At 32.8% G+C, this 24,798-nt stretch carries 25 protein-coding genes; 15 read left to right on the top strand and 10 right to left on the bottom strand.

What is annotated here, in order from left to right; all coding sequences use genetic code 11:
- The first annotated feature begins 13 nt into the window (after positions 1-13).
- The 14 genes from ACQ0RB_RS06730 (at position 14) to ACQ0RB_RS06665 (ending at position 13,884) form a co-directional block, all read left to right on the top strand.
- Positions 14-1,897: a sensor histidine kinase gene (locus tag ACQ0RB_RS06730; RefSeq protein ID WP_430497398.1), complete on the top strand. Its 1,884-nt coding sequence runs from the start codon at positions 14-16 to the stop codon at positions 1,895-1,897.
- Positions 1,897-2,514, top strand: a complete 618-nt coding sequence (locus ACQ0RB_RS06725; protein WP_430497396.1) for a response regulator — start codon at positions 1,897-1,899, stop codon at positions 2,512-2,514. Before ACQ0RB_RS06730 ends, ACQ0RB_RS06725 begins: the two co-directional genes overlap by 1 nt.
- 271 nt (positions 2,515-2,785) lie before the next feature.
- A complete protein-coding gene (locus tag ACQ0RB_RS06720; protein ID WP_430497394.1) occupies positions 2,786-3,217 on the top strand; it encodes a hypothetical protein in 432 nt (143 codons plus the stop codon).
- A gap of 20 nt (positions 3,218-3,237) precedes the next feature.
- Entirely contained in the window at positions 3,238-4,017 is a 780-nt protein-coding gene (locus tag ACQ0RB_RS06715; protein WP_430497392.1) for a hypothetical protein, read from the top strand.
- Between the two features lie 11 nt (positions 4,018-4,028).
- Positions 4,029-4,547 carry a nuclear transport factor 2 family protein gene (locus ACQ0RB_RS06710; RefSeq protein ID WP_430497390.1) on the top strand — a complete coding sequence of 173 codons (519 nt, stop codon included), beginning with the start codon at positions 4,029-4,031 and terminating at the stop codon, positions 4,545-4,547.
- A gap of 142 nt (positions 4,548-4,689) precedes the next feature.
- Positions 4,690-5,148 (top strand): hypothetical protein, encoded by a 459-nt coding sequence (locus ACQ0RB_RS06705; RefSeq protein WP_430497388.1) that lies wholly within the window; start codon positions 4,690-4,692, stop codon positions 5,146-5,148.
- A complete protein-coding gene (locus ACQ0RB_RS06700; RefSeq protein WP_131507786.1) occupies positions 5,105-5,359 on the top strand; it encodes a lactate/malate family dehydrogenase in 255 nt (84 codons plus the stop codon). The genes ACQ0RB_RS06705 and ACQ0RB_RS06700 overlap by 44 nt, the downstream gene beginning before the upstream one ends.
- Positions 5,360-5,390: 31 nt before the next feature.
- Positions 5,391-6,725, top strand: a complete 1,335-nt coding sequence (locus ACQ0RB_RS06695) for an MFS transporter (protein WP_430497386.1) — start codon at positions 5,391-5,393, stop codon at positions 6,723-6,725.
- A 193-nt stretch (positions 6,726-6,918) separates the two neighbouring features.
- On the top strand, positions 6,919-8,322 hold the full coding sequence (locus ACQ0RB_RS06690; RefSeq protein ID WP_430497384.1) for a vWA domain-containing protein: 1,404 nt from the start codon (positions 6,919-6,921) through the stop codon (positions 8,320-8,322).
- 2 nt (positions 8,323-8,324) lie between these two features.
- Positions 8,325-9,296, top strand: coding sequence for a hypothetical protein (locus tag ACQ0RB_RS06685; RefSeq protein WP_430497382.1), 972 nt, complete (start codon positions 8,325-8,327; stop codon positions 9,294-9,296).
- A 20-nt stretch (positions 9,297-9,316) separates the two neighbouring features.
- A complete protein-coding gene (locus ACQ0RB_RS06680) occupies positions 9,317-10,561 on the top strand; it encodes a DUF418 domain-containing protein (protein ID WP_262732605.1) in 1,245 nt (414 codons plus the stop codon).
- Entirely contained in the window at positions 10,558-11,862 is a 1,305-nt protein-coding gene (locus tag ACQ0RB_RS06675; RefSeq protein WP_262732604.1) for an APC family permease, read from the top strand. The genes ACQ0RB_RS06680 and ACQ0RB_RS06675 overlap by 4 nt, the downstream gene beginning before the upstream one ends.
- A 134-nt stretch (positions 11,863-11,996) precedes the next feature.
- The gene (locus ACQ0RB_RS06670) at positions 11,997-13,484 is read left to right on the top strand and encodes a PAS domain-containing sensor histidine kinase (RefSeq protein WP_262732603.1); all 1,488 of its coding nucleotides are present in this window, start codon (positions 11,997-11,999) and stop codon (positions 13,482-13,484) included.
- Positions 13,471-13,884, top strand: a complete 414-nt coding sequence (locus tag ACQ0RB_RS06665) for a response regulator (protein WP_262732602.1) — start codon at positions 13,471-13,473, stop codon at positions 13,882-13,884. The genes ACQ0RB_RS06670 and ACQ0RB_RS06665 overlap by 14 nt, the downstream gene beginning before the upstream one ends.
- On the opposite strand, the gene ACQ0RB_RS06660 is transcribed toward ACQ0RB_RS06665, so the two are convergent.
- The 9 genes from ACQ0RB_RS06660 to ACQ0RB_RS06620 form a co-directional block, all read right to left on the bottom strand.
- On the bottom strand, positions 13,881-14,456 hold the full coding sequence (locus ACQ0RB_RS06660) for a DinB family protein (RefSeq protein WP_430497379.1): 576 nt from the start codon (positions 14,454-14,456) through the stop codon (positions 13,881-13,883). The two genes, ACQ0RB_RS06665 and ACQ0RB_RS06660, sit on opposite strands and share 4 nt — an antisense overlap.
- A gap of 5 nt (positions 14,457-14,461) precedes the next feature.
- On the bottom strand, positions 14,462-15,865 hold the full coding sequence (locus tag ACQ0RB_RS06655) for a M20/M25/M40 family metallo-hydrolase (protein ID WP_430497377.1): 1,404 nt from the start codon (positions 15,863-15,865) through the stop codon (positions 14,462-14,464).
- 72 nt (positions 15,866-15,937) lie between these two features.
- The gene (locus ACQ0RB_RS06650) at positions 15,938-16,819 is read right to left on the bottom strand and encodes a PPK2 family polyphosphate kinase (RefSeq protein ID WP_131507806.1); all 882 of its coding nucleotides are present in this window, start codon (positions 16,817-16,819) and stop codon (positions 15,938-15,940) included.
- Between the two features lie 11 nt (positions 16,820-16,830).
- Positions 16,831-17,994, bottom strand: coding sequence for a sigma-54-dependent transcriptional regulator (locus tag ACQ0RB_RS06645; protein WP_129761614.1), 1,164 nt, complete (start codon positions 17,992-17,994; stop codon positions 16,831-16,833).
- A 3-nt stretch (positions 17,995-17,997) separates the two neighbouring features.
- Complete coding sequence (locus tag ACQ0RB_RS06640) at positions 17,998-18,831, bottom strand: mechanosensitive ion channel family protein (protein ID WP_131507808.1); 834 nt, start codon at positions 18,829-18,831, stop codon at positions 17,998-18,000.
- Positions 18,832-18,835: 4 nt separating this feature from the next.
- Positions 18,836-20,149 carry an ABC transporter permease gene (locus ACQ0RB_RS06635; RefSeq protein WP_335974649.1) on the bottom strand — a complete coding sequence of 438 codons (1,314 nt, stop codon included), beginning with the start codon at positions 20,147-20,149 and terminating at the stop codon, positions 18,836-18,838.
- 2 nt (positions 20,150-20,151) lie between these two features.
- On the bottom strand, positions 20,152-21,078 hold the full coding sequence (locus tag ACQ0RB_RS06630) for an ABC transporter ATP-binding protein (RefSeq protein WP_430497370.1): 927 nt from the start codon (positions 21,076-21,078) through the stop codon (positions 20,152-20,154).
- A gap of 223 nt (positions 21,079-21,301) precedes the next feature.
- Positions 21,302-22,426 carry a molecular chaperone DnaJ gene (gene dnaJ, locus ACQ0RB_RS06625; protein WP_430497368.1) on the bottom strand — a complete coding sequence of 375 codons (1,125 nt, stop codon included), beginning with the start codon at positions 22,424-22,426 and terminating at the stop codon, positions 21,302-21,304.
- A gap of 5 nt (positions 22,427-22,431) precedes the next feature.
- Entirely contained in the window at positions 22,432-22,971 is a 540-nt protein-coding gene (locus ACQ0RB_RS06620; RefSeq protein WP_129761609.1) for a nucleotide exchange factor GrpE, read from the bottom strand.
- Positions 22,972-23,128: 157 nt separating this feature from the next.
- On the opposite strand from ACQ0RB_RS06620, the gene ACQ0RB_RS06615 reads away from it, so the two are divergent.
- The gene (locus ACQ0RB_RS06615; protein ID WP_129761608.1) at positions 23,129-23,773 is read left to right on the top strand and encodes a YceI family protein; all 645 of its coding nucleotides are present in this window, start codon (positions 23,129-23,131) and stop codon (positions 23,771-23,773) included.
- Between the two features lie 59 nt (positions 23,774-23,832).
- On the opposite strand, the gene ACQ0RB_RS06610 is transcribed toward ACQ0RB_RS06615, so the two are convergent.
- Positions 23,833-24,738 carry a TIGR01777 family oxidoreductase gene (locus tag ACQ0RB_RS06610; RefSeq protein ID WP_134201056.1) on the bottom strand — a complete coding sequence of 302 codons (906 nt, stop codon included), beginning with the start codon at positions 24,736-24,738 and terminating at the stop codon, positions 23,833-23,835.
- Positions 24,739-24,798: the final 60 nt, after the last annotated feature.

The raw sequence follows: 24,798 nt of genomic DNA, 5'->3' as shown, positions 1-24,798 counted from the left end.
TTATTTAAGGCTTATGAAACAACTAACCATTTTTTTTGCATTACTATTTGCAATCACCTGTTCTGCACAACATTCTAATTCTAAAAAATTAGATTCGCTGCTCAATTGGTTAGATAATCACATCCATAATTCAAAAGATTCTACGCATATTTCAAAAAATGCGCATAAAGCCATTGCACTATCAAATACTACCAAAAATTCTGATGCGCTTGCCAAATCATACAGCTTTTTAATCACCTATCATAAAGACTATTCTAAACTAGATTCAGCTTTTATTTATCTTGAAAAAGCTAAAGACATCTATACTCAACAAGAAAACAATAATGCTTTAGCCAATGTATATCTAAAACACAAAGAACTTTTAATGGTAAAAGCTGATTATGCTCAGGCAACAAAAAAAACCTATGAAGCTCTGGAGTTATATGAGAAAACAAACAATAAAAAAGGGATTGCTCAATGCTATGCAGCTATTTGCGACCTAAAATATTACGAACGTAGTTATGCTGAAGGAGTTGAATGGTGTGACAAAGCCATTGCAATATTAGAACAGCTTGATAATGCAAAAGTTGAACTAGCCGAAACCTATCGTTTTAAGGCTTTTGATCAATTATTTTCTACTTCAAACCTAGAAGAAGCACTTGAAAGCATTAACACTTCTATTGACTTATACAAGGAATTGAACGAATACGGAATTCCTATGATGGCTTCAGTAAACTGGCGAGGAAATATCTATAAATACATGGAACGCTATGATGAAGCTATTGCAGATTATCAAGCTAATTATGACAATTCAACCAAACTAGGTTTAGAGCGTTATCTCATCCCATCACTTGCAAATACTGGTCATGTATATTATATGCAAGGTAGATATGAAGAAGCATTGCCCTATAACCTCAAAGCCATTGAGCTTATAAAAAAAACAGGTAGAGTTAGAAACCTTTGGGAAAACTATATGCATGTATCCAATATTTATGAGTCATTGGGTGAGTATGAATCTGCATTGCATTATCATCATTTATATGCTCAAACCTTAGAAGAGTTTAAAGACAATGTCATTTTCGGGTTAGAATCTGAAGCTCAAGCAAAATATGAAACTGGTCAAAAAAATGCTACTATCTATTTTCAGGATGAAAAAATAGCGCAACAAAAACGCACACAAATACTCTACATTATACTTGCTAGTTTATTAGCATTTATCCTCTTTGGGTTGTTTTACAATTACCGAAAACGTCAAAAGCGAAATCAAGAACTTCAAATCTTAAATAAAGAACTCGACACCAAAAACAAACAAAACGAATTACTGCTTAGGGAAATTCACCATCGTGTAAAAAACAATCTCGAGATGGTTAAAAGCCTTATCAGTTTGCAATCTGCTCAATTAAATGATTCAGCAACTAAAGAAGCTATGATAGCAAGCCAAAACAGAGTGCAATCTATGGGAATTATCCATCAAAAACTCTATCAAGGCGAAAACTTAGGAGCCATAGAAATGAAAGACTATTTTATAAACTTAGGCGATGGTATTTTAGACTCTTTTAATGCTGAAAACAAAGTAAAAATAGAATGTGCTATGGAAAATCTAGAACTAGACGTAGACACAGCTGTACCTATTGGCCTTATAGTAAACGAACTACTCACAAATGCAATAAAATATGCTTTTCCTGATGACGCAAAAGGGATTATAAACATTAGTCTTAAAAAAAATAACGACGCTACGCTTACATTAAAAGTAGAGGATAATGGCATTGGCAAAGTAAAAAATGCACCAGCAAAAGGCTCAGGATTTGGCTCACAGCTTATTCAATTATTAACACTTCAGCTTAATGGAAAAATGCAAGAAATTATTGATAAAGGAACAGCAGTTTTATTTCAATTCAAACTTAATACATCAACCTAATGTCGCAACCATCAAAAATATTAATTGTAGAAGACGAAATGGTTATTGGAGCTAATATTTCGTTACAACTCTCTTCTTTGGGTTATGAAGTTACTGGTGTTATTCCTCGTGGTGAAGAAGCTATTATTAATGTAAGACAAGACACTCCTGATATTATTTTAATGGACATTAACTTAAAAGGAGCTCTCGATGGCGTAGAAACCGTAAAACTGATTCAAAAAGAGTTTGATATCCCAATCATTTACCTTACAGCAAATGCTGATGATGCTCATTTTAATAAAGCAAAAGCTACCAATCCTCATGCGTTTATATCAAAACCTTTTAAAAAACTAGACCTTCAGCATGCTATTGAACTTGTAATTGCTAAACAAGACCTTAAACAAAACACTACAAAAACTGTAGAAAACAACCCTTCTCCTTTTATTTTAAGCGATTCTATATTTGTACGTCATCATGAAAAAATGGTAAAAGTGGATATTAAAGATATTCTTTACATAGAAGCTGAACGCAACTATTGTAGGATTCACTCCAAAAGCAAAGAGTACCTATTGGTTATCACTTTAAAGGATTTAGATGAAAAACTTCCAGAAATGCATTTTTTACGTATTCACAGATAATTTATCATTAATATTTCGCACATAGATGAAGTTGCCACAAGCCATGTGGTTATTGCTAAAAAAGCGATTCCTGTTAGTAAAACTTTAAAAGAAGAATTACTAAAAAGGCTACATACTATTTAATTTTCCCACTTAGAAAACTATAACCTACCCTTCGGACAGTATTTATATCCATTCGTCCTAAACCACTTCTTTCAATCATTGATTATTAGTTATTTAGATACCAAATCAAAAATAAATCACTATTAATTAACCATTAAAACTATTAATCATGAAAATTTTAAAAACTACGTTAGTATTAGCTTTATTACTAATGCTTGCACCAACAAACGCAAGTGCTCAAGACAATACTGTATTTACAGTTACCACATGGAAAATTACAATTCCAGAAAATGGCTCACAAGCCGAATTAGCTTCATTATTAGAAGAGTTCCAAAAAAAGGTTGTTCTACCTAATGACAAAATCATAAGCGAGCGTGCAATGAGACATCTTTCAGGTAGCGATTCTAGAGATTTAGTATTCGTTACAGAGTATGCCAACTGGAATGATGTTGAAGCTGCAAGTGTAAAGCAAGGAGAGTTAATTAATTCTGCTTGGAAAACTGAAAATGATAGAGATGCATTCTTTAAAAAGTTCAACAAATACTTTGTAATGCATACCGATGAGATGTTCTCGGGACTATCTAACCTAGACAAAAAATAATTCAAAAAACACTATTAATCATGAAAACTTTAAAAACAATTAGTGCCTCAAACACATTGAAATCTAAACTATTGCTTTTGGCTATACTATTGGTACTTCCAATGGTAACAGTAGCTCAGGTTCAAGCTTTTCTTATTCATGAAGATCAAGTGAAACCTTCAAAGCACAATGACTATGTTGAAGTTGCTAAAGAGTTTAAAGCACTATGTGAAAAGCATAATTTTTCAGAATCTTGGAGTGTTGCACAAATGGATGATGGTACATTTTTAACTATTACTCCTGTTGAAAAATTTGCAGATTTAGATGAAGATCCAATGGAAGATTTTGCTAAAACCGTAGGTGAAGAAAAATTCACCTCTTACTTTGAGCGTTTTAACGAATGCTACGACAAACACGGTAGCTACATTACATTACTAAATGAAAACCTGTCTTACATGCCAGATGGGATGAGTACAACTCAAGAAGGGCAAAACTACCGAAGATGGATTTTTATGGATGTTGCAGCCAAAAACGTAAGTAAAACCAGAGAAGCAATAAAAGCTATTAAAGATTTGTTTGCACAAAAAAATTCCAAAATGCACTATCGCATTTACCAAAACGGTTTTGGGCACGTTGGAGATAGATTTGTTGTGGTTATTTCAGCTAAAAGCGCTTTGGATTATGAACAAGTTTCTGAAGACAATTGGAAACTCTTAGGTGAAGAAGCTAGACCGCTTTTTGACAATTTAAATAGTCTTATTTCAAGTTACAGTGAAATATCTGGCTGGATGCGACCTGATTTAAGCTACAGTAAACAATAAAACCTAAACCAATGAAAAAGCTATTTATTTTAAGTATTGTACTAGTTTTATTTACAGCTTGCCAAGAGCAAAGCAAACGCTATACACAACAGTCGCCTGAAATTGAAACAGTAAAAAAAGCGATACAGCAATACAATGCCAAGAATTATGATACCAGCTTTTATGTTGACACTTGTAAAACTTACTTCAACTCTGATAAGTTTATGACTGTAGAAGAAACTATGTCGTTTCATAAAGCTAATGAAAATTACTACTCTAGCAGAGGGTTTACCGACAATGATCCAGAATATGAAATGGTAGTAACTGACGATGGCGAAACTTGGGTAAACTGTTGGCTAGAATGGAAAGGTACAATGAAAGAAACTGGTAAAGAAATTACAATGCCTGTTCATCTTACATATAGATTTGCTGATGGTAAAATTGTAAGACAATTAGGTTACTGGGATCCAACAGAGGTTATCTTAGAACTTCAAGCTATTGAAGCTAGTAAAAAAGAATTGTCGCAACAAGAAGCCGAAGCTTCTAAATAACCAACTCACAAAAAGGTAGATTTTAGTTTTGGTGGAGATGACTAAATCAATGGTTATAAGTAAAACATCATTAAAGTTTAGTGTTAAATATTTATAGAGCTGATCTTATAACCATTGCATCTACCTTAAGTAATACAAAATCATGGGTAAAATAATTCTATACTCAGCTTTACTGTTACTATCAAACTTTGGGGTTTCTCAATCAACAATAAACAATCAAGACCTAAACTCCATAACATTGTATTACAGTTTAGTACAAGATAACAAACTGACGTCAACATCTTTAAAGACCTTAGAGCAGTTAATGGATTGGGAATTGTCGAGAACTGAGACTGTAAGCTTAAACAATAGAAACTTTATAACGCTTGAAGCTGTTTTAATCAACCAATGGACACAAATTGAAATTACTAATCTAGAGTTAAAAATTGTTAGTGAAGAGAAAGTAATGGTTTCAGGAGTTTTATCAGGTCGTCAACCAACAGAATGCGATTATATCTCTACAAATTTTGAACATCTATGGATTAAAAAAAACAGAACATTAAACCAAATAACCCAAAATGAAAATAGTAGGTATCATAGGTGGTTCAGGATACATAGATGATAATGTTGTATCCCTGTTTTTAAATCAAAATTTTGATGTGAAAATCTCAACTTTAGACATTAAAAAGAAAGAGAACTATCATCATTTAATGGAACTGGAACATGCTGAAAACCTTCATGTATGTGAATTGGACACTTCAATAAAATCTGAATTGAAAAATTTTACCAAAGATTGCGATGTGGTGATATTCATAGATCCTACCAACATTTAATCTAGGGTTTTTAACTGTTAATACCTGAAGAATGAAATCACAAAATATAAAACCACATAAAACCCTAAGTAACAATGTCATTACGAGATATGTTTCGTTTTCGATATTGTATTTGGCGCAGGGCATTCCAGAAGGCATTACATTTTATGCCATACCTGCTTGGTTAGCTATGAATGGAAAATCTCCAGCTGAAATTGCCACTTTTATAAGTATTGCTTTAATTCCATGGAGTTTTAAAATAGTGGTTGCACCTCTAATGGATCGTTACACATTTTTAAGCATGGGCAGAAAACGACCTTGGGTAATTTTAGGGCAATTAGGGTTAATCTTAAGTTTTTTGGCTTATGGTATTGTACCTGACCCTCTTAATAACATAACAGGACTTATGGTTGCAGGATTCTGCGTCAACTTTTTTGGTGCTTTTCAAGATGTCGCAACCGATGGTATGGCTATAGATATGGTTCCTGTCAAAGAACAAGCAAGGGCTAATGGGCTTATGTGGGGAACGAAGATAATAGGTACTTCCCTATCATTACTAGTTGGTACATTCTTGATTAATACTATTGGGTTTTCATTAGCTATTTCTTCAGTAGCTATTACTGTAGCATTAATAATTTTAGTTCCTATTTTCATAAAAGAGCGACCTGGTGAAAAACTACTACCATGGACTAAAGGCAAAATATCTTCAGAATCTCTAAATAAACAAAGTAGAAATTGGAAACAACTATTGAATAACTTACTTAAAGTGGTAAAACAACCTACAAGTATGTTGTTTTTAATTGCTGTATTTGTAGTCAGCAATTTGTTTGGTGTGGTAGATGCCTTATTTCCGATTTTTACGGTACAGGAGTTAGGTTGGACTAACACGAGTTTCTCTCAAGTTTTCTCAACAGTCAATATTATTTCTGGTATTGTTGGGATGCTTATTGGTGGTTATTTGGTGGATAAACATGGAAAATTAAAAATGATTAACCACTATCTTATTTTGATAATCATTTCAATACTTATCTTTTCTTTCTTAGTAAATTCATGGAGTAGTAAAATAGTTGTTTATGGTTTTATGTTTCTTTACGGTTGTTTATATGTTTCTTTAACCATAGCTATTTTTGCTGCAGCAATGCATCTTTGCTGGAAAACCGTAGCAGCCAGTCAATTTACTTTATACATGACTATTTCCAACTTAGGAAGATCTACAGGTGCTGCTCTATTGGGAATGCTTAAATCTTATTTTAGTTGGGAAGCTCTATTTTTACTAATCGCTCTTATCCCATTACTTACTATTGTAATTTTGAAATTCACCAACTTTAAAAAACATCAAGAAAAAGTAAAAAGCTTTAAAAACATAAACATTAGTTATAGCGATTAAACATAAATTGATTTTATTCAAAAGTTAAAACTAATCAAACAAAACACTATATTTATAAACAATTGTTCCTCAAGTCTTTTGATTAATAGCACTCATTTAAAAGACTTTTATGCTTATTTTAAAACGCAACAATTTAACCCGTTCCCATTTTACTTTTAAGAGATTCATCTACTTCTTATTAAATTTTTTAAAAATGAAACGTTTAGTTATTCTTTTCTCTTTGTTTGGATTCGTTATTCAAACCTATTCACAAGAACAAAAAGCTCCTTCGCCAATTTTATTTATTTATGACGCAAGTGGTTCAATGTGGGGACAACTTGATGGAAAAACCAAAAAAGAAATTGCTTCCGAAGTAATGTCAACAACCGTAAACAACCTACCCGAAAACCAACATGTTGGGCTTATTGCTTATGGACATAGAACCAAAGGTGACTGTGATGATATTGAGTACATGGCAGACATAACCAATACTTCTAAATCAAAAATCACTGAAACTGTAAAAACTATTAATCCCTTAGGGAAAACACCATTAGCACGATCTGCAACTTTAGCTATAAACTCTTTAAAAGAAAACAATGTAAAAGCCACTATAATCTTAGTGACCGATGGAATTGAGTCGTGTGATGGCAATCTCTGTGATATTGTAGCACAAGCTAAAGCAAGTGGCATTGATTTTAAATTGCACATTGTTGGTTTTGGTTTAAAAGAAAATGAAACCGAACAGCTTAAATGTGCTGCTGATGCTGGAGGCGGAAAGTATTATGACGCTTCAAACGCTAGTGCATTAGGAGAAGGTCTTACTGAAGCAACATCAGCAACAGTAGATAAACCCGAAGGCAATTTTTCTATTTATACAACAAAAAACGGAGAACCTGTAGATGCATGGGTAAAAGCAACAAAAGCTGGAACCAATGAAACTGTTGATGGATCAAGAACTTATCGAGATTCAGCTTGGGTACATTTACCTCCTGGAAAATACGACATTGCCATTAGACCTCTTGAAGGTTCAGACATTCCTGGAACTTCAATTACAGTTGAGATGAAAGAAGGGGAAACAAAACATGAAACAATCAGTTTTGATGGAGGCACACTAGAAGTTACCGCTACTAATAATGGCGAAGGTTGGGATGCTGTGGTAAAAATGTTTGACTCAAATGGGAAAGTAGCCTCTAATACTCGAACTTATGGTCGTTCTAAAACCATGGAAGTACCAGCTGGAAAATATAAAGTTACTTTTCAGGGCCTTGTAATGAAAGGTGTCAACACCTACTTTGAGATAGATAATGTTGAAGTAAAATCGAACACCACAACTCCACTAACCCATAATTTTGACACTGGAAAAGTGATGGTTGGTGTACAAACTTCAAGTGGCGAATTAATTGATGCTACTGTTAACTTCCATGAAGTAGATGCCAATAAAAATGTGGCAGCCTCAAGAACCTATACATCTAGTAGTAGCAACCCTAGAGAATTTTTATTAAGCACAGGGACTTATAAAGTTAAAGTTGTAACCCTTGGAGTGCATAAAGGAAAAACCGAAACATTTACAATTGAAGTGAAAAAAGGCGAAACTGTTACTAAAACAATAACCTATTAATTATGGCACATCAAGCGGTTAAACCTTATAGCTTATTAATGTATTTTTTATCAATAATTGCCTTTTTCTTTTTAGGATTAATTTATGCAGGTATTACCGAAGCTGGTAAAGGACAAATGCTAGCTGGTGGTGCAATTGTATTGGGTTATGGCGTTATTGGAGCCTTTATTGGGTTGCTCTTATCAATACTTACAGCTATAAAATCTAAACGAAATCTAATCATTAAAATCAATATTTTTTTAACGCTCATTGTTATTGCCTCATTTACATATTTCACACTAAAATACCAAAAACGACAACAAGAGAAATTAAAAGATGAGCTCCCTAAAAAGGAACAACCTACTACTCCAACTTTAGATGCAAAACCTATGGCGATGTTAACACGCACAAACGTTGAAAAACAACTTAAAAATGAAATGGGTTTAGGTATGTTCTCTCCTAACTTTTATGAGCACAAAACGCTCTATTTCTATGGAAATTTAACTCATAGGAAATCTGTTCAAGAACATATACCTGTTGATAGCATAACATTTAAACAACGAGAATATGGAGGTTTTGATATAGCAACTGCTCCTTCTTGGTTAATGCCAGAGCATTTGAAACTGGATTATGACATGCTGTATTTCAAAGTAAAATCCATATCACATGATTTTATTGAAGTAGTTGTAAATACTAGAATCAACCAAACTGCTTTTGTAGACAGATACGCTGGAAAACTTCAATATTGGCCAGAGTTTTTATTGGGTGTTCATAGTGTTGAGTTTCGAGAACCTTCTGCCTATAAAGTATATATAAAACCTTTAGAGCATGCTGAAACAGTAACTATACCATATAGCTTTATGCGACCTATAAAAATTCAAAATGAATGGTTGTATGTTGAATTACAAGATAATAATTATAAAACCCTAGGAACTGGTTGGATTCGATGGCGGAAAGATGATAATCTTTTAATAAAATACTCTCTTCTTAATTAAAAATTTAAAAAACCAACCTTATGCAAAACCAAACCATTAACCCTGTTGTAAAAAATAATCGCATAGAATATTTAGATATTCTAAGAGGCATCGCTATTATGTTTATTTTCACTGCAAATATTCCGTTTTTTTCTGGACTTTGGTTTGTCAATGCAGATAGCAACTTAAGAGAAATAAATTGGGCTACCGATGAAATTTTCAACTATATAATGTATGTGCTTGTAGATGGAAAATTCTATTCTATTTTCTCATTACTTTTTGGCATAGGTTGTACTATCCAGTTTAACAATGTCACTTCACACAACAAGGCATTTGCTCGTTTTTTTAGGAGACGTATGTTTTGGCTCTTAGTGTTTGGATTAATACACTTGTTTCTTTTATGGCCTGGTGATATTTTAACACTCTATGCGCTTTTGGGCTTTTTCTTGATTTGGTTTATTAAAAAATCAAATAAAACACTTTTAGTTACTGCCATAATCTTAATTTTAGCCCCTATTGTAAATTGGGCATTTATATACTTTACTGGAATATTTTATCCTGGAACTTACTTTCAACTAAGTACAAATATATATCAACATTTTGGAATGCCAGTTATAGAAATGAATGGCCACTTACAACCTAACATTGTAGCTTTTTTAACCAACACAAACCTTCCTGATTTTTTTAAAATGAGTTTAGGAAATGCATTTATTAGGATAGGTATGATTTTAGAAGAAGGTCGCATTTTTAAAGTTTTTGGTATTTTCTTATTAGGCATTTGGGCTGGAAGAAAAATTTTAAATGAAAATTTATTAAACAATATTCCATTTTTAAGGAAGAGCTTACTTATTGGAATTCTACTAGGTTTACCAATGAACTTCATAAGAGGTTATATAGAATTTTTTAGCGTAAAAAATGTGTCACTAGAAATCTTACATATACTAACTTATGCCTTTGGCACTGTACCATTAGCTATGGCTTTTGCTGCAGGAATTGCTTTACTATGCAAAAGAAAAGTAAGTTTTTTAAACTGGTTTAAGCCTGTTGGAAAAATGGCATTAACATGCTACCTCACACAAACCATTATTTCAATAATTATTTTTTACGGTTTTGGATTCAATCAAACTGGAAAATATGGTTTTACTATTGTGATGCTAATTGCCTTAACTATTTTTGTTCTTCAAGTTATTCTCAGCAAACTATGGCTTAACTATTTTAAATTTGGCCCAATGGAATGGATTTGGAGACAATTAACTTATGGTAAAAAACTAACACTTAAAAGATGATAAAAAAAGATGAAGGCTTAAAACGCTCCATTGGTGTTTTTGGGTTATCTGCCAATATAATGAACATTATGATTGGAGCTGGAATTTTTGCTCTTCCTGCTGTAATTGCTGGCATTATGGGTTCAGCAAGTATTTTTTCTTACATTTTTTGTGGAATTCTTATTGCATTAATAGTACTCTGCTTTGCTGAAGCAGGAAGTAAAGTAAATAATACTGGAGGTCCTTACACTTACATTGAAACCGCTTTTGGTGATTATGCAGGTTTTCTTGCAGGTATTTTTGCTTCAGGTAGTAATATACTTGCATCTGCAGCAGTAGCTAATGCGCTATTAAATATTATAGCAACATTCAACCCTTTGTTTGAATTAACTTCTTACAGAGTACTTTCGTTACTTATAGTGTATGTATTACTGGTTACAATTAATGTAAGAGGTATAAAACAAGGTATTGGTTTGGTGAAAATCAACACACTTTTAAAAGTTATTCCTTTAATTGTTTTAGTGGTTTTAGGGTTTAAAAACATATCAGTGTCTAATTTGCATATTGAGACATTACCTACCTTAGGTCAACTTGGTGAATCCTCATTAATTCTCTTTTTTGCTTTTTTAGGTTGTGAAACTGGGTTAATTGTTGGTGGAGAAATTAAGAATCCTAAACGCACAATACCTCGTTCAATTTTTTTCAGCATAGGCTCTGTAGTAGTATTATATATTCTTATTCAAACGGTGTCGCAAGGTGTTCTTGGAACTGATTTAATAAACCACAAAGCAACACCTCTAGCTGAAACCGCAAAAATATCAATGGGAACATTTGGTTATGTTTTACTTACCATTGGAGCCGCTGTTTCAATGTTTGGTATGGTTAGTGGCGACTTGCTAAACTCACCAAGAGTAATGTATGCTTTAGCTAGAGATAAAGTTATTCCTATAAAACCACTAGCTAAAATCCACCCTAAATTTGCTACACCATACATTGCAATTATTGTACATGGTTTTTTGGTGTTTTTATTTGCATCTACAGGAAGTTTTGAACAACTTGTAATTATTGCTACTAGCTCTATTCTTTTACTTTACTTGGGTGTAGCACTTTCAGTTATAAAACTTAGGAAAACTAAAAAATCTGAGGCTGGTGAATTTAAAATTCCTGGTGGACTAACTGTTCCAATTCTATCAATTGGCATTATTATATATTTCTTATCTAATCTTTCTCATAAAGAAATGATAGCTACAGCTGTTTTTATAGGTTTACTAACTGCTATTTTCTTTGTTATAAGATTTATTAAACGTAAAAAGACCGATTAAATGTTTAAGAAGCATACTCAAACATTGTTAAGTAATCAAAACCATTAAGTTATTAGTAACGGTATAATTGCAAATTTCATTTCAAATTGTATATTTGAATTATCCCAATAATACCTTAAAACTAATAGCTATATATGCAATTCAATGTAAACGACTCTCAGCAAGTTCTCGATTTTATTCAGAAAGCTGCAAAAATTGGTACATGGCAAGTATTACTAGAACCTTATGAAATTCAATGGAGTGATATAACTAGAGAAATTCATGATGTTGGAAAATCCTATAATATAGAACTTGAAAAAGCACTAGATTTTTACAAAGAAGGCTACTCTAGAGATAAAATAACTTACTATTTCAATAGGTGTATTGAGCAAGGAGAACCTTATGACGTAGAATTAGAACTTGTAAGTGCTAAAGGTCGAGAAAAATGGGTTCGCGCTATTGGTTTTCCTGTATTAGAGAATGAAAAATGCGTAAAAGTTCAAGGACTATTTCAAGACATTACTGAGAAAAATAAAACTCAAAAAAAGGTTGCACTAAGAGAACAACAGTTTAGAAAAACTTTTGACAGTGCCTCCATTGGAATGGCTATTGTAAGTTTAGAGGGTAAATTCATTAGGGTAAACCAAAGCTTAAGAAACATGCTAGGTTATACTACTGATGAGTTTAAAACTTTTAATTTTAAAGATATAACTCACAAAGAAGACACTACTTTAGGAGATAAAAAATTTGCAAAACTATTAAGTAATGAAATCTCAAATTTTCAAATAGAAAAAAGATATCTTCATAAAAATGGAAGTATAATTTGGGCTAGTCTTAATGTATCTTTAGTTAGTAATGAAGATGACACACCTCTTCACCTAGTCGCTCAAATAAATGATATTACTAAACGAAAAGAATCTCAGAAAAAAGTTAACACCCTTTTAGAAATCACTAAAGACCAAAATTCAAGATTATTAAACTTTGCTCACATAGTTTCGCATAATTTGCGTTCACATTCTGGTAACTTAGAAATGTTACTAGATTTGATGAAACACGAAGAACCTGAAGCTACTGATAATAGCTATTTTCCTCTAGTTGACACTGCAGTTAATAATTTAAGTGAAACGGTAGAAAACCTTAACCAAGTTGCTATTTTAAACACAAAACTGCATGAAGATTTAACACCAACCAATCTTTATGAAGCCATAAACAAAACAAAAGAAAGCTTAAAAGCACACATCTTAGAAAATGATGGAAGCATAATCAATAATGTACCAAAACATCTTATCATTGATACTGTACCTGCTTATTTAGACAGTATTCTTTTAAATTTTATAAGTAATAGTATAAAGTATAAAAAGCCTGATGTTGCTCCAAAAATTAATATTAGTACTAGTTTTACTGACGATAACCAATATCTTATTTTAAAAATTGAAGACAATGGAATGGGTATCGATTTAAACAGACACAGAAAAAAATTATTTGGGATGTACAAAACCTTTCACAAGCACAAAGATTCTAGAGGTCTTGGGTTATTTATAACCAAAAATCAGGTAGAAGCTATAGGTGGAAAAATAGAAGTTGAAAGTGAAGTAGGTATTGGTACAACATTTTTACTACATTTAAAACATGAAATCAATTAACACCCTATATATAATAGACGACGATCCTATTTTTGTTTTTACAACAAAAAAGATGTTCGATAAGGAAAAAATCTGTCAAAACATTTTAGTATTTCCTAACGGAGAAGATGCCATAAATCATTTAACGCCATTAATGGATGCTAATAATGAAGAAGAACTTCCTGAACTTATTTTACTGGATTTGAATATGCCTATTATGGATGGATGGCAGTTTCTTGATGAGTTTGTAAAACACAAAACCAAAAAGAAAATTATCATTTTTATTGTTAGTTCCTCAATTGATCCTAACGATATTCAAAAAGCTAACGAGTACCAAAACGTTTCAAACTACATTATTAAACCTATTACTCGCGAAAAAATAAAACATATAGCTAGTGAAATTACAGCCTTAGTAAACTAATTACTTTTCACAGTACCTGTAAAATGATTAATATCAGAATTTATTGGATTTCCTGAAGTTCTTCTATAAGATGCTATTTGTCCTGAATGCCATATTGCATCAGCAATTGGGCCATTAATAGCATTCCAAAAAGGATTTTCTCTTTCTCCAAAAACAATAACAAATTTTGATACATCATCACTAGCTCTTAAAATATCAGCAGCTGTTTTTAAATTGATTAATGTTTGTTTACGTTTTTCTACAAAACTTAATTGTGATGTATCTTTTTTATCATATGGTTGATGTAAAGCTGCACTTAAAATCACATAAGAAAGTGTTAAAACATGATCAACGGTTTCTCCTGTAGAGCGTGAGCCACCAATAGGTTTATAACTTAAATCCTCTTCTGTCAATCCATCTGTAGCCCAATAAAACCTAAACCCTAAACCATCTATCATTCTTGCGGCTACAGTTCCTGCTGTGTAAGTATCTGAATATTCAGGGATTTCGTAATAAGGTAAATTATCATCATTATTTTGAGCCACAATGGATAGCGTAAAAAATAAGGATAACGCTGAACATACTTTTTTCATACCTATTAATCTTTTAACTGTTGTTCTGTAGTTATTGTTTCAGTACCATATTTATCAAACAAATATACCAAAGCAGTCATTGTTGCAGCACCAAGCTCTAGCTCTCTTTTATTAACATGCTCAAAAGTATCATTAGCTGCATGATGGTGATCAAAATAACGTTGAGAATCTGGTCTTAAACCTGCTAATACAATATTATCATCTTTTAAAGGTCCAATGTCTGCTCCACTTCCTCCTTTTTCAAAATAATGAATTAAGTAGGGCTTAAAGAGTTCTTTCCAACCTAAAACTTTATTATAAACCGCATCACTGCAATCAAAAGTAAATCCTCTAGGTGTAAATCCACCCGAATCACTTTCTAAAGCAAAAACGTGCTTCTCGCCTTTTGCCTTTGCAACTTCAGCATATTTTCGTCCTCCTCTAAGTCCGTTTTCTTCATTCATAAACAACACCACACGAATACTACGCTTTGGTTTTATACCACTTTCTTTTAACAATCGTAACACATCCATAGATTGCACACAACCTGCTCCATCATCGTGAGAACCATCACCTAAATCCCATGAATCTAAATGACCTCCAACAATAATATATTCGTTAGGAAATTCACTACCTATAATTTCTCCAATAACATTATAAGACTGCACATCTTTTAATTGTTGACAATGCTGACTGAAGTAAAACTTAATATCTTTATTTAAACCTAGCATATTACTTAGCAACTCAGCATCGTTAGTGCTTATTGCTGCTGAAGGAATACGTTGTGAGTTAGGTAAATCGCCATAACTCATGCTTCCTGTATGCGGATAATCGTCTAACCTTAAATTAACTGAACGTACAATTACACCAACAGCTCCAAACTTTCCTGCTTCTCTTGCTCCAGCATATCTTTGGTCTACACAACCTCCATAAGCTTCAAAAGTATTGATTAAGTCGGCTTGCATTGGTCTATTAAAAAACACAATCTTACCTTCTATTTTTTCTTTGCCTAGAGTCTCTAATTCATCCAAACTTTTAACCTCAACTACATTAGCTTTTATGCCTCCACTTGGAGTTGCTATCGAGCCTCCTAAGGCACAAATATTTACACTTGTAGTCTTTCCTGGAGAGGTTTCAATATATGCAAACTCAGGCGCGCCTCTTACCCATCTTGGTACCATAACTGGTTGCAACCATACTTTGTCTAAACCTAATTTTTCTAATTCTTCTTTAGTATATTCAACCGCTTTTTCAGCATTTAAAGAACCTGAAAGTCGACCTCCAATTTGATTAGATAAATGGTCTAACCATTCGTAGCTTTTTCCGTTGGTTAATGATGTTGAGTATATTTTTTTAATGTTATCAGCATCTTCTTGTGCAGTTACTGAAATGGATACAAGAATACTGAGTAGAAATAAAATGTTTCTCATAGATGGTTAATGTTTTAAAAAGCTAAAGATAAGTTTTAAATGACATTAAACTCTAAAAGAAAACTTAAAAACTTATTCATTTTCTAATTGCTGTTTGTAAATATGAAGGTTTTCTTTTACGTCATCATCTAATTCAGGCTCCTTGATATCGTCATACTGCTTCAGTGTATTGTATAAAATTTTGGCTACAATATAACGTGCTGTAGGTTTATCATCAGCAGGAATAGTGTACCAAGGCGCATGTGCTTTAGACGTTCTATTAATAGCATCTTCATAGCACTCTTGATAGTTGTCCCAAAGTTTGCGCTCTTTTAAATCGCCTGGAGAAAATTTCCAGTTTTTTTCTTGTTTTTCCAACCTACGAAGTAATCGGTTTTTCTGTTCTTCTTTTGAAAGGTGTAAAAAGAATTTGAAGATAATAGTTCCGTTATCAGCAATGTGCTTTTCAAAATTATTGATTTGCTCAAAACGTTTATCCCAAAAGGCTTCGTTAACATCCTCTACCGAATGAACATCAGGCAAGTTTTCATTTAAAATATAATTAGGATGCACTCTTGTTACCAATACATTTTCGTAATGCGTACGATTAAAAACTCCAAACTTTCCACGAGCAGGTAAAGCAATGTAATGCCTCCAAAGGTAATCGTGTTTTAGCTCTAATTCGGTTGGAACTTTAAAGCTATGCACCACAACACCTCTTGCGTTTAACTCCTTAAAAACCTCGCGTATCATACTGTCTTTTCCTGCTGTATCCATACCTTGAATACAAATTAAAACAGCATATTTACCATGCGCATACATTGCATTTTGAATATCAGCAAGGTCTTCGCACACCTCTTCCATTTCATCTTCAATCTTATCTTTATCTGCTTCAAGGTCATAGGTAGTACTTACATTTTTTAAAGAAATGTTTTGCGTTACCTTAAAATCGTTGATATCAATGTTCTTTTTCATACGGTTAGGTGTTATTTTGAAGCAAACAACTTCACGTCATTTTCGCTTACTATTTTTTCTCCAAGGATAATTAAACGTTCTACTACGTTTCTTAACTCTCTAATGTTACCTGTCCAATCATATTCTTGTAACAGTTTTATAGCCTTATCAGAGAATTCTTTTTTGGTCGAACCTTGTTCTGTTGCTATTTTATTGGCAAAGAAATCTACCAATAACGGAATGTCTTCTCTCCTATCATTTAAAGCAGGCACTTGAATTAATATTACCGCTAACCTATGGTACAAATCTTCTCTAAACTTACCGTCAGCGATTTCCTTTTTCAAGTCTTTGTTAGTTGCAGCAACAACTCTTACATCTACTTTTATGTCTTTATCGTTACCTACGCGCTGAATTTTATTTTCCTGTAATGCTCTAAGAACTTTAGCCTGAGCAGACAAACTCATATCACCAATTTCATCAAGAAAAATAGTACCTCCATTAGCTGCTTCAAACTTACCTGCTCTGTCTTTAACAGCACTAGTAAACGCACCTTTTACATGGCCAAATAATTCACTCTCGATAAGTTCTGACGGAATTGCAGCACAGTTTACCTCTATTAAAGGACCTTTAGAACGATCACTCTTTTGATGTAACCAATGCGCTACGAGCTCTTTTCCTGTTCCGTTTGGTCCAGTAATAAGTACACGAGCGTCTGTAGCAGACACTTTTTCTATCATTTCTTTAATATGAAGAATCGCCTTACTCTCACCTATCATCTCATAGTTTTTGCTCACTTTCTTTTTAAGCCTAGTGTTCTCAACCACAAGTTCTTTTCTATCTAAAGCAATACGAACAGTATTCAGCAACCTATTAAGATCTGGTGGTTTTGAAATATAATCAAACGCACCAAGTCGCATTGTATTTACAGCAGTATCAAGATCTCCATGACCAGAAATCATAACCATAGGAGTTTCAGGTTTTAATTTTTTAACAGCTTCTAAAACCTCAACACCATCCATTTTTGGCATTTTTATATCGCAAAGTACTAGGTCAAAATCGTCTTTTTTAATCTTTTCAATTCCAACAAGACCATCTTCAGCTTCAAAAACCTCATAAGTATCATTTTCTTCTGAAAGTATTTTAACCAATACTCTTCTAATAGCTGCTTCGTCTTCTATAATTAATATTTTAGGCATATTTTATTCTTTAGGTTTTGATATAATGTGAATATCTCTTTGCGGAAATGGTATAGATATATTATGCTCTCTAAATAATCGGTCAATTTCAAAACGAATATCGCTTCTCGGAAATTGTCCTTTAAAACTATCATTAAGCGTAAAAACCACTTTAAAGTTAAGTGAACTGTCTCCAAAATCGGTAAAAACAACAGCTGTTTCTGGTTCGCTTAAAGTATCAGGATGCGAATTGGCAGCTTGTAACAACAGCTTTTTAACCAACTGTACATCACTCCCATAAGCAACACCAACTGACACACTATCTCTAGTTATAGTTCCGTTTTGAGTCCAATTGTATAAAGTATTGGTTAAGTATAAGTGATTAGGAATAATTAGCACTTTATTATCTATAGTTACTGCTCGAGTTGTTCTTAATTTAATTTCCTCAACACGTCCTACTTTTCCATCTATTTCAATAATGTCTCCAACGTGTACTGTTTGATCTATAAGTATAAAAACACCTGAAATAATATCTTGAAACAGGGTTTGTAGCGCAAGACCAATACCAATTAAAAGTGCTGCAGATGCTGCAAAAATACCAGTAACATTTACACCTAAAGTGTGCAGCGTTATTAGCATTATTACAACATATATAAACCATCTTCCGTAGGAAAAAACTACTTTAAATTTTTGCTTGTCAGAATACGGTAGGTTTCTAGTAATTAGCTTACGAATAAGTCTTAATATTACACTTGCAATAACTAAGACTACAACCAATATAATAACATCCATGATGCTTATGGAGATATTATCAGTAATCTTGTAAGATTCTTTTAAAGCTTTTAAAAAATCTTTCATGCAATTAGTATTTCAACCATTTATAAAGCTCTTTGTAGCTTGGTTTTTTACCATACATTAAAATACCTACTCTGTAAATTTTTGCTGCAAACCAAACCGTAAACATAAATGTACCAATTAATAATGCCAATGACAACAGTTGTTGCCAAATTGGTACTCCAAAAGGAATACGCATAAGCATAACCACAGGAGAGGTTAACGGAATAAATGAGAATACTGTTGAAACGGTTCCGTGTGGATCTTCAATTACTGTGAATACACCAACATATACTGCCAAAATTAAAGGCATTAAAATAGGCATCATAAACTGTTGTGTATCTGTTTCGTTATCTACTGCTGCTCCAATGGCTGCATATAGAGAACTGTACAGTAAATAGCCTCCAACAAAGAAAAAGATGAATGCAAGTATAAGGTTAGCTATTGGTAAGTTTTGAAATGCTGCAAAAGCAAGTTTTAGTTGCGACTCAAACTCAGGACTCTCCATAGCTTGTTGCATTAGCTGTTGTTGAGAGGATTGCATCTCACTAAAATCAATTCCGAAAATTGTAGACACAATAAGCATCATTAAACCTCCTAAAATCACCCAAATTACAAATTGAGTAATACCTGCTAAGGATGTTCCAATAATCTTACCCATCATAAGCTGAATAGGCTTTACTGAAGAAATGATGACTTCAATTATTCTACTGGTTTTTTCCTCGATAACACTTCTCATAATCATGTTTCCATAAATAATGATAAACATGAACAGTAAGTAACCAGCTATACCACCAAAAGCTAATTTTAATACATTATCAATTTTTGAAGTGGTTTCTCCTGAAAAGCTTTCCTGCGAAATATCAACACTTGTTTTTGAAGATTTTATCTTCTCTAAGTCTACTCCATCTCTTTCCAATTTTATATCCTGAAATTTCTTTTCGAGTTTGTTTTCTAAAGAAGATATTACAGTTAAAGATGGTGTGTCTTCTGAGTAAAACGTAACATTGTTATAAAACTGAGTGGTATCTGCACTTTTGGTGATGTACAATAAACCATAAGTTTCATTAGTTTTTACGTCTTCTTTAGCGGCTTCAAGAGTAGTATTAGTTAAAACTTTGTAAGTGGTATGTTCTGTATCTTTAAAAATATCGCTTACCAATCCTGACTCGTCTAAAATGGCAATAGTACGTTCTTTATTATTGTTAAGCTGAGTCAAATAAGCCACCACAGCAATAAGAGCAATCATAATCAACGGACTTAAAATTGTCATTATTATGAATGATTTATTCTTAACTTTTGTAAGGTATTCTCTTTTTATTATAAGTGATAAATGATTCATTCTTAATTATTTTTTACAGTTTGAATAAAAATATCATTAGCACTTGGCACAACTTCAACAAAGTGGTGAACTTCTGCTTTAGATGTTAAAAACGATAGTAGATCGTTAGAGGTGTCGTTTGTGTTCAGTTTAATGTTCAGCTTTAAATCATCATTAAGATTTTTAAACGTAGCTGGAAACACTTCAAACTTATCTTTTATTAATCTAGTCACCTCATTAATGTTATCGGTTTGTAGTCCAACCTCAAAAGTATTGGTTTTAAACTGACGCTTAATATCTGTTAATTTACCATCCAATATTTTATTAGACTCGTGTATTAACGCAATGTGGTCGCACAACTCTTCAACCGATTCCATACGATGTGTTGAAAAGATAACAGTTGCTCCTTCATCTCTCAATTGTAAAATCTCGTCTTTAATCAAGTTGGCGTTTATAGGGTCAAAGCCTGAAAATGGTTCATCAAAAATCAACAGTTTAGGTTGATGCAAAACTGTGACTATAAATTGAATTTTTTGAGCTTGTCCTTTACTGAGTTCTTGTATTTTTTTATTCCACCAATCACCAATATCTAATTTATCAAACCAGTATTTTAGACGCTCTTTAGCAACAGATTTTGACAATCCTTTCAGTTGTGCCAAGTATAATGCTTGTTCACCAACTTTCATGGATTTGTATAGTCCACGTTCTTCAGGTAAATAACCAATATCCTGAATATGATGAGGTTGCAATGCATCTCCATCTAACATTACGCTACCTTCATCTGGCATTGTAATTTGATTGATAATTCTAATAAGTGTTGTTTTCCCTGCTCCATTAGGTCCAAGAAGACCAAATATACTTCCTGTAGGTACAGAAATGGAAACATTGTTTAGTGCTTTAAAGTTTCCAAAACTTTTAGAAACAGAATTAGCCACTAATAAATTGCTCATATATGTTGTTTTGTGAAATATATTTATTTGTTGCGTAAAGATATTAAATGTTACACAAGTAGCCTTTTTATAGGCATTTAAATATCAACAATTGTATCTAAAAAAACAAAACCCACCCTTAAAAAATTAAGGATGGGAAAAAATTGCTATGAAAAAGAAAAATTACCACTAAAGTTAATTAGTGATATTCAAATATAGTGTTTTTTATTAAATTAAGAGTTTTTTAAGAAAACATATCTTTAACTTTTTCAAAAAATGACTTGTCACTGCTTTCTGGTTTTGGAGCAAAGTGTTCATCTTCTCTCATGTTTTCAAAAAATTCTTTTTGCTGTTTATTAAGCGTTTTTGGAGTCCATACATTCACATGAACTAGCAAATCCCCTTTACCATAACCGTTAATACTTGGTATTCCTTTTCCGCGTAAGCGAAGGATTTTACCAGATTGAACACCAGCTTCTATTTTTATTCTTACTTTACCAGTAACAGTATCAATCTCAGTAGAGGTTCCTAAAACCGCATCAGGAAGACTTACATATAAATCGTAATGCAAATTGTCACCTTCACGTTTTAAGGTTGGGTGCTCTTCTTCTTGTATAGCAACCAACAAATCACCAGAGATACCATTTCCTGGAGCATCGTTACCTTTTCCTGTAACTTTAAGCTGCATACCATCAACCACACCTGCAGGAATTTTTACTGAAACGGTTTCTTCAGCAACTTTTAAACCTTGTGCATCAGCATCAGCAGGTTTTTTATCAATAGTTTGACCAGCTCCTCCACAGGTTTGACATGGTGCAGAGGTTTGCATTCTACCTAAAATGGTATTGGTTATTCTGGTAACCTGACCTGTTCCATTACAAGTACCACAAGTTTTATAGGTTGTTCCTGGTGCTTGAATTTTACGTTTTACTTTGATTTTTTTCTCAACACCATTAGCAATCTCTTCTAGTGTTAAAGTCACTCTAATTCTTAAGTTACTTCCTTTAGCGCGTCTTTGACCTCCACCAAATCCGCCACCAAAACCAGAGAAACCACCTCCACCAAAAGCACCTCCAAAAATATCACCAAACTGACTGAATATGTCATCCATATTCATACCTCCACCACCAAAGCCTCCTGCGCCTTCAAATGCTTGGTGACCAAATTGGTCATAACGTGCTTTCTTGTCAGCGTTACTTAAAACTTCATAAGCTTCGGCTGCTTCTTTAAATTTAGCTTCAGCATCTTTATCATCCGGATTTTTATCAGGATGGTATTTTAATGCCATTTTACGGTAAGCTTTTTTTATTTCTGCTGCAGTAGCCTGTTTACTGACTCCTAATACTTCGTAATAATCTCTTTTTGCCATATCTTTTATTGTCCAATAACCACTTTAGGAAAACGTATTACCTTATCTCCTAGCTTATATCCTTTTTCAACAACGTCTATAATTTTTCCTTTTAAATCGTCGCTTGGAGCAGGAATTTGGGTAATAGCTTCATGGTCATCTGCATTAAACATATCTCCTTGTTTTACTACAATAGCGCTCAACCCTTTTTGCTCTAGGGTTTTTAATAGTTTTTGGTAGATGAGCAATACACCTTTTCTTAAATCTTCAGCTTCTTTATCTTCTTCAATATGCGTTAAAGCTCTTTCAAAATCGTCTAAAACTGGCAACATTGCCAACATTACATCCTGACTTGCAGTTTTAAATAAATCTAGACGCTCTTTGGCAGTACGCTTTTTGTAGTTTTCAAATTCAGCAAAAAGACGCATAAACTTGTCTTTTTCTTTTGCTAAATCTTCATTTAGTTTTTCTTCTATGCTAAGTTCTTCTACCTGAGCTGTATCAGTAGTTACTTCTTCTTGTATTTGTTCTTTTTCAGCTTGTTCGCTTTTATCTTTTTTACTCATTGTTAAGTGCGCTTTATTCTTCGAATAATAGTTGGCAAAAGTACTGCCATTATTATTAAAATGTCAAAATGTCACTAAATATTTTTTACTCTTTTTTAACAAAAGTGTCTTTTTAAATATTTAAATTTGTTCTTTAACACAAAAACTTAAACTTTATATGAAAACTAATTTTTTAAATATTTTATTTGTAGCGTTTTTAGGACTTGCAGTTGTTGGTTGCAAAGATAAGGCTAAAGAAGCTGAAACTACAGATGCTGAAACAGTAGCTGAAACTACTGCAGAAGCCACTAAATACTCAGTGGATGCTGCTGCTTCAACTATAACTTGGAAAGGTTACAAACCTACAGGAAGCCATGACGGAACTATTGCTGTTGAAAGCGGTGTAGTTACTGTAAAAGATGGAGCTATTGAAAGTGGTACGTTTTTAATTGACATGAATTCTATTACTGTTACTGATATTCCTGCTGAAGAAGAAATGAACGGTAAATTAGTTGGTCATTTAAAAAATGCTGATTTCTTTGACGTAGAAAAATACCCTTCTGCTGGTTTTGAAGTAACTGGTTTTGAAAACGGAAACTTATCTGGAAACTTAAAGTTAAAAGAGAAAACTAATAACATTACTATTCCTGTAACAGTTACTGAAAGTGGAGATTCTGTTACTATCACTAGTGAAACATTTACTATTGACCGTTCTAAATGGGACGTAAAATACGGTTCAAAATCGTTCTTTGATAACTTAGGTGATAAGTTCATCAACGATGATATTGAATTAAAAATTACTGTTAAGGCTAACAAGTCTTAATTAATTTTCAAGATAAAATTTGAAGCCACTCTTTTTTGGAGTGGCTTTTTTTATATGTTTTATTTTAATAAATCTTCAAGTGTTGGTTGTAAATGATGATGCTTAAAATGGAATCCTTCATCTTCTATTTTCTTACTACTCACTCTTTGACTTTCAAAAAGCAGTATATGCATCTCTCCTAATAGAAGTTTCATAATAGATTTTGGAATATTAGGTAATAACAAAGGTCTCTTTTTTTGTTTTGCAATAGCTTTAATCAACTCATTATTGGTCACAGGATTGGGAGCTACACCATTATAAACGCCTTCAAGTTCTTCAGTAAATGTATACACAAAAAGTCTAGCTAAATCCTTTACATGAATCCAAGATTGCCATTGTGTGCCTTCGCCAAAAGCTGCTCCAGCACCAAACTTTACAGGTTTAACCATTTCTGGTAACGCACCTTCCTTAGCATCTAAAACCAAGCCTATTCTAACTTTGGTTACTTTTATGTTTAACGCTTTAAAAGCATCAACTTTATCTTCCCAAGCATTGACCACCTTTCCTAAGAATGTTGGCGAAACTTCATCAAAAGTTTCTTCATAATAATTGGTTAAAGAATCAGGATAAACACCAATAGCACTTGCCGAAATAATTTGCTTTACACTAATATTTTCATTTGCAAGGGTTGATTTCAACAACTCTAAGGACTGAATTCTACTGTCTAAAATTTGTTGTTTGTAGCTTGGTGTCCAACGTTTAGAAATTGAGGCTCCTGCTAAATTAATTATAGCATCTACACCCACAAAACACTCACTATCAATTTCATTGTTTTTAGGATTCCAATAAAATCCTTTATAGTTACTTGCTGTACTTATTTTATTTTTAGAAGTTGTTAAATAATGAACTTCAATACCTTTTTTATGGCATTGCTTCACTATTGCTTTTCCTATCAAACCTGTTGCGCCTGTAATTAAGACTCTCATTTACAATTTTTTAATAAAATTACGAAATAGTTTACCCTTAGACTTGGTATTTAATTAAGG

The organism is Gaetbulibacter sp. PBL-D1, assembly GCF_050509525.1.
Taxonomy (GTDB): Bacteria; Bacteroidota; Bacteroidia; order Flavobacteriales; family Flavobacteriaceae; genus Gaetbulibacter_B; species Gaetbulibacter_B jejuensis.
This window is presented reverse-complemented; position numbering and strand designations above follow the sequence as displayed.

Bases quoted from the DNA above. Each gene is read 5' to 3' on its own strand.
- ACQ0RB_RS06730 (WP_430497398.1), top strand. From the start codon at position 14: ATGAAACAACTAACCATTTTTTTTGCATTACTATTTGCAATCACCTGT.
- ACQ0RB_RS06725 (WP_430497396.1), top strand. From the start codon at position 1,897: ATGTCGCAACCATCAAAAATATTAATTGTAGAAGACGAAATGGTTATT.
- ACQ0RB_RS06720 (WP_430497394.1), top strand. From the start codon at position 2,786: ATGAAAATTTTAAAAACTACGTTAGTATTAGCTTTATTACTAATGCTT.
- ACQ0RB_RS06715 (WP_430497392.1), top strand. From the start codon at position 3,238: ATGAAAACTTTAAAAACAATTAGTGCCTCAAACACATTGAAATCTAAA.
- ACQ0RB_RS06710 (WP_430497390.1), top strand. From the start codon at position 4,029: ATGAAAAAGCTATTTATTTTAAGTATTGTACTAGTTTTATTTACAGCT.
- ACQ0RB_RS06705 (WP_430497388.1), top strand. From the start codon at position 4,690: ATGGGTAAAATAATTCTATACTCAGCTTTACTGTTACTATCAAACTTT.
- ACQ0RB_RS06700 (WP_131507786.1), top strand. From the start codon at position 5,105: ATGAAAATAGTAGGTATCATAGGTGGTTCAGGATACATAGATGATAAT.
- ACQ0RB_RS06695 (WP_430497386.1), top strand. From the start codon at position 5,391: ATGAAATCACAAAATATAAAACCACATAAAACCCTAAGTAACAATGTC.
- ACQ0RB_RS06690 (WP_430497384.1), top strand. From the start codon at position 6,919: ATGAAACGTTTAGTTATTCTTTTCTCTTTGTTTGGATTCGTTATTCAA.
- ACQ0RB_RS06685 (WP_430497382.1), top strand. From the start codon at position 8,325: ATGGCACATCAAGCGGTTAAACCTTATAGCTTATTAATGTATTTTTTA.
- ACQ0RB_RS06680 (WP_262732605.1), top strand. From the start codon at position 9,317: ATGCAAAACCAAACCATTAACCCTGTTGTAAAAAATAATCGCATAGAA.
- ACQ0RB_RS06675 (WP_262732604.1), top strand. From the start codon at position 10,558: ATGATAAAAAAAGATGAAGGCTTAAAACGCTCCATTGGTGTTTTTGGG.
- ACQ0RB_RS06670 (WP_262732603.1), top strand. From the start codon at position 11,997: ATGCAATTCAATGTAAACGACTCTCAGCAAGTTCTCGATTTTATTCAG.
- ACQ0RB_RS06665 (WP_262732602.1), top strand. From the start codon at position 13,471: ATGAAATCAATTAACACCCTATATATAATAGACGACGATCCTATTTTT.
- ACQ0RB_RS06660 (WP_430497379.1), bottom strand. From the start codon at position 14,456: ATGAAAAAAGTATGTTCAGCGTTATCCTTATTTTTTACGCTATCCATT.
- ACQ0RB_RS06655 (WP_430497377.1), bottom strand. From the start codon at position 15,865: ATGAGAAACATTTTATTTCTACTCAGTATTCTTGTATCCATTTCAGTA.
- ACQ0RB_RS06650 (WP_131507806.1), bottom strand. From the start codon at position 16,819: ATGAAAAAGAACATTGATATCAACGATTTTAAGGTAACGCAAAACATT.
- ACQ0RB_RS06645 (WP_129761614.1), bottom strand. From the start codon at position 17,994: ATGCCTAAAATATTAATTATAGAAGACGAAGCAGCTATTAGAAGAGTA.
- ACQ0RB_RS06640 (WP_131507808.1), bottom strand. From the start codon at position 18,831: ATGAAAGATTTTTTAAAAGCTTTAAAAGAATCTTACAAGATTACTGAT.
- ACQ0RB_RS06635 (WP_335974649.1), bottom strand. From the start codon at position 20,149: ATGAATCATTTATCACTTATAATAAAAAGAGAATACCTTACAAAAGTT.
- ACQ0RB_RS06630 (WP_430497370.1), bottom strand. From the start codon at position 21,078: ATGAGCAATTTATTAGTGGCTAATTCTGTTTCTAAAAGTTTTGGAAAC.
- dnaJ (WP_430497368.1), bottom strand. From the start codon at position 22,426: ATGGCAAAAAGAGATTATTACGAAGTATTAGGAGTCAGTAAACAGGCT.
- ACQ0RB_RS06620 (WP_129761609.1), bottom strand. From the start codon at position 22,971: ATGAGTAAAAAAGATAAAAGCGAACAAGCTGAAAAAGAACAAATACAA.
- ACQ0RB_RS06615 (WP_129761608.1), top strand. From the start codon at position 23,129: ATGAAAACTAATTTTTTAAATATTTTATTTGTAGCGTTTTTAGGACTT.
- ACQ0RB_RS06610 (WP_134201056.1), bottom strand. From the start codon at position 24,738: ATGAGAGTCTTAATTACAGGCGCAACAGGTTTGATAGGAAAAGCAATA.